The organism is Sphingomonas sp. (genome assembly GCF_031380695.1).
In the GTDB taxonomy this organism is placed as follows: domain Bacteria; phylum Pseudomonadota; class Alphaproteobacteria; order Sphingomonadales; family Sphingomonadaceae; genus Sphingomicrobium.
This window is the reverse complement of sequence record NZ_JANMWY010000211.1, coordinates 1-4,016: the sequence shown is the minus strand read 5'-3', so window position 1 is coordinate 4,016 and position 4,016 is coordinate 1. Positions and strand designations below refer to the sequence as shown.

The 4,016-nt window shown below is 67.0% G+C and carries 4 protein-coding genes and 1 tRNA gene; 3 read left to right on the top strand and 2 right to left on the bottom strand.

The genetic code is table 11. From position 1 onward, the window contains the following. A partial coding sequence (locus tag RMN84_RS07760) for a Clp protease N-terminal domain-containing protein (RefSeq protein WP_309611603.1) occupies nt 1-1,262 on the bottom strand: 1,262 nt, incomplete at its 3' end. A 57-nt stretch (nt 1,263-1,319) separates the two neighbouring features. Further along, on the bottom strand, nt 1,320-2,171 hold the full coding sequence (locus RMN84_RS07755) for a D-Ala-D-Ala carboxypeptidase family metallohydrolase (protein ID WP_309611602.1): 852 nt from the start codon (nt 2,169-2,171) through the stop codon (nt 1,320-1,322). Between the two features lie 80 nt (nt 2,172-2,251). On the opposite strand from RMN84_RS07755, the gene RMN84_RS07750 reads away from it, so the two are divergent. The 3 genes from RMN84_RS07750 (at nt 2,252) to RMN84_RS07740 (ending at nt 4,016) form a co-directional block, all read left to right on the top strand. Then, on the top strand, nt 2,252-2,557 hold the full coding sequence (locus RMN84_RS07750; RefSeq protein WP_309611601.1) for a polyhydroxyalkanoic acid system family protein: 306 nt from the start codon (nt 2,252-2,254) through the stop codon (nt 2,555-2,557). A 12-nt stretch (nt 2,558-2,569) separates the two neighbouring features. Continuing rightward, complete coding sequence (locus RMN84_RS07745; RefSeq protein WP_309611600.1) at nt 2,570-3,868, top strand: FAD-dependent oxidoreductase; 1,299 nt, start codon at nt 2,570-2,572, stop codon at nt 3,866-3,868. A 71-nt stretch (nt 3,869-3,939) separates the two neighbouring features. After that, nucleotides 3,940-4,016 (top strand) — tRNA-Pro (locus tag RMN84_RS07740).

The following is a 4,016-nucleotide window of genomic DNA, read 5'->3' as shown; positions in this document are numbered from 1 at the left end:
CGCCGGTCGAGATTCTCGATCTCCTCGGGCTTGGACTCGACCTCCATGCGGAGACGCGAGGCGGCCTCGTCCATCAGGTCGATTGCCTTGTCGGGCAGGAAGCGGTCGGAAATGTAGCGATGGCTCAGCGTTGCCGCCGCGACCAGCGCGGCGTCCGTGATGCGCACGCCGTGGTGAAGCTCATATTTCTCCTTCAGCCCGCGCAGGATCGAGATGGTGTCGGGCACGGTCGGTTCGCCGACGAACACTGGCTGAAACCGCCGTTCGAGCGCCGCGTCTTTCTCGACATGCTTGCGATATTCGTCGAGCGTGGTTGCGCCGATCGCGTGAAGCTCGCCGCGGGCCAGCGCCGGCTTCAACAGGTTCGACGCATCCATCGCGCCTTCGCCCTTGCCCGCACCGACCAGCGTGTGCATTTCGTCGATGAACAGGATGATCTGGCCATCGGCCTGCTTGACCTCGTCGAGCACGCCCTTGAGCCGCTCCTCGAACTCGCCGCGATATTTGGCCCCGGCGATGAGCGAACCCATGTCGAGCGACATCAGGCGGCGGTCCTTGAGCCCGTCGGGCACGTCACCATTGGCGATGCGCAGCGCCAGCCCTTCCGCGATCGCTGTCTTGCCGACGCCGGGCTCGCCAATCAGGACGGGATTATTCTTGGTCCTTCGCATCAGCACCTGGATGGTGCGGCGGATCTCTTCGTCGCGGCCGATGACCGGGTCGAGCTTGCCGTCACGCGCGGCCTGGGTGAGGTCGCGCGAGAAGCGTTTGAGCGCGTCATAGCGGTCCTCGGACGATTGGGTGTCGGCGTTGCGCCCGCCGCGCAGCTTGTCGATCGCCGCGTTGAGCGCTTTCGGCGTGACGCCCGATGCGGCCAGCGCGGTGGCGACGTCGGTGCCCTTGGCCAGCAGCATCGCCAGCAGGATTCGCTCGACGGTGACATATTGATCGCCGGCCTTGGTCGCTACTTCCTGTGCCTGGTCGAGCAGGCGGATGGCGTCGCCGTCCATTGCCGGGGCGGAGCTCGCGCCGCTGCCGGTCACGGCCGGCTGCTTGGCGACCAGCGCATCGATAGCGCGTTGGGCCGCCTTGGCATCGCCGCCGGCCGCGCCGAGCAGGCCGGCTGCCATCCCCTGCTCATCGTCGAGCAACGCCTTGGCGAGATGTGCCGGAACGATCCGCTGATGATGCTCGCGCACCGCAATCATCTGCGCCGCCTGCAGGAACCCGCGCGCGCGGTCGGTTAGTTTCTCCAGATCCATTCCAAGCCCCTATATGCTCCACGCGATGTAGTGTGTCCTTTAGGCCACACAAGGCCTTTAGAGCGGCGCGAGCGGATCGACTGGCCGAGCTGTAACCGGCGTGATCACTGTCGGGGCGGGGACGGCTGGCGTGGTCGGCTGTGGCGTCGGGGTCGACTCCACGACGATGCCGTTCGCCGACGCGATCGGCGGCGGTTTGGGCGCGCTGGCGATGGTCACTCGGCACGGCGAAGCGTCGGCGGCTTCGGATACCCCCCATTTACGAAAGCGGGTCGAGTCGACGTGGAAGCGGACGAAGGCGTAGAAACCCAGCCCGACCTGATAATCGCCGCCGCGCCGCAAATGGGCTGCGCACAATGCCTCCATCAACTGGTTGCGGGCGATCGGCCGCAACGGAACCAGGTCGATCGCGTGGAAATCCTGGTGGGCGCTTTCGATCGCCCCGCCGGCACAACGGTTGAGCGTCGGATTGCGATAGGCCGAGACCGGCTCGACCGGGCCGATCGCCGGCACGACATAGTCGCGGACGTAGCGTAGCGTCTGCACGACATGCGGCCAGTCACTGCTCGGTGCGACCTCGAACGGTTGCGCGCCGCATACCTTCCACAGGGTGGCGGTGCGCAGCAGCTCCCATGTCGGGACGACGTCGGCGACTCCATAGGTCGTCAGATAATCGTTGAACGCCTTCACATAGGTCGCGTGCCACGGCTGCGCCGCGAACCAGGCGCGATAGCCCGTCTCGTCCTGTCCGGCGGTGATATAAGCGGCGGCCGGGTCATCGATCACCGACGGCGGCGGGGCCGGCGGGCGATAGAGAAGGGATCCGGGATTGGGTTCGGCCGCAGGCGCAACCAGCTGCGCGGCGAGCGGAGCGGCGAGCAATAGCAATAACAGGGCAAGCAAGCGCATCGCGCCACTCTAGCCGAAGCGAAGCGCTTGAAAAGCCGCGCCTGCCCGCCCACACCGTGCGGATGGAACGACCGATCGACATGACGTTGCCCCACACGCTGGGCAAGGACGCCGCCAAGGAGCGGCTGGCGGCCAATATCCACAAGCTGGCCGACCATATCCCCGGCGGCGCGGCCGAAGTGACCGACAGCTGGGCCGGCGACACGCTCAATCTTACCGTCAAGGCGATGGGCGCGACGGTCGCGGCGGCGATTACCGTTGAGGAGCGGCAAGTACGCTGTCACATCACCTTGCCCGGCATTTTGGCGCTGTTCGCCCGGCCGATCGAAGCGCTGCTCAAGGCCAAGGGGCCCGAGCTGCTTGAGGCGCCGAAAAAGAAGAAATAGACGGGAGGGGCGATGCGCCAGTTTGCGGTGATCGGATCGGGTCCGGCAGGGTTCTACACCGTCGAGGCGCTGGCCAAGGCTTACTCCGGTACAGCGCGGATCGACCTGATCGACAGGCTGCCGGTACCCTATGGCTTGATCCGCTTCGGCGTCGCGCCGGACCATCAGTCGATCAAGGCAGTCTCGCGGCGCTACGACAAGGTCATGGAGGACGAAGCGGTGCGCTTCGTCGGCAATGTCGCGGTCGGTCGCGACGTCGCCATTCCCGAGTTGCTCGACCTCTACGACGCAGTCGTGCTGGCGACAGGCGCACCGCATGACCGCAAGCTCGGCATTCCGGGCGAGGAACTGCCGGGCGTGGTCGGGTCGGCGGCGTTCGTTGGCTGGTACAACGGCCACCCCGATTTCGCCGATCTCGATCCGCCGCTCGACGGGGCGAACGCGGCAGTGATCGGCAACGGCAATGTCGCGCTCGACGTCGCGCGGATCCTGTCGAAAACCCGCGCCGAATTCGCCGGGTCGGACATCGTCGGCCATGCGCTGGACGCGCTGGAAGGGTCGGCGATACGCGAAATTACGTTGGTCGGTCGGCGCGGACCGCACCAGATCGCGATGACGCCGAAAGAACTGGGCGAGCTCGGTCATCTCGAAGCCGCCCGGCCGCACGCCGAGTCAGCGGATTTCCCGCCGGTCGAAGCGGATGCGGCGCTTGAGCCGGGGGTGCGCAAGTCGGTCACCCACCTGCGCGAGTTCACCGCGATGAGCGCCGACAAACCCAAGCGGATCGCATTCGATTTCTTCGCCCGGCCGGTGGCGATCGAGGGCGACGGGCGGGCCGAGCGGCTGATCGTCGAGCGGACGATGCTTGACGACAGCGGCGCAAGCGTTGGCACCGGCGAAACCTATGCGATTCCAGCGTCGCTGGTGGTCAGCTGCATCGGCTATTCGACCCCGCCGATCGACGCCGTCCCCTACGACGATCGCGGCGGCAGGTTCGCCAACGTCCACGGCCTGATCGCCGATCGGCTCTACTGCGTCGGCTGGGCGCGGCGCGGGCCGTCGGGGACGATCGGGACCAACCGGCCCGATGGCCAGGAAGTCGCCGAGCAGATTGTTGCGGCGATGCCGGAGGGCGGTGAAAAGGCAGGGGGCGAAGGCCTTTACCGCTTGCTCGCCGAGCGCGGGGTGCGGCCGACCAGCTTCGCCGATTGGCGGACGATCGAGGCGGCCGAGATCGCTGCCGCCCGCGCCGGTGCGCCCCGCGAGAAGATGGTCCGGCACGACCATTGGCTCGCGACGCTCGGCCATTGATGGTTGCGCTTCCCCCCACCCCCCGCTAGGGACGCCCTCGCCCTGCACCGGACGAACAGTCCGGTCCCGGTCGGGGAGTAGCTCAGCCTGGTAGAGCACTGTCTTCGGGAGGCAGGGGCCGGAGGTTCGAATCCTCTCTCCCCGACCA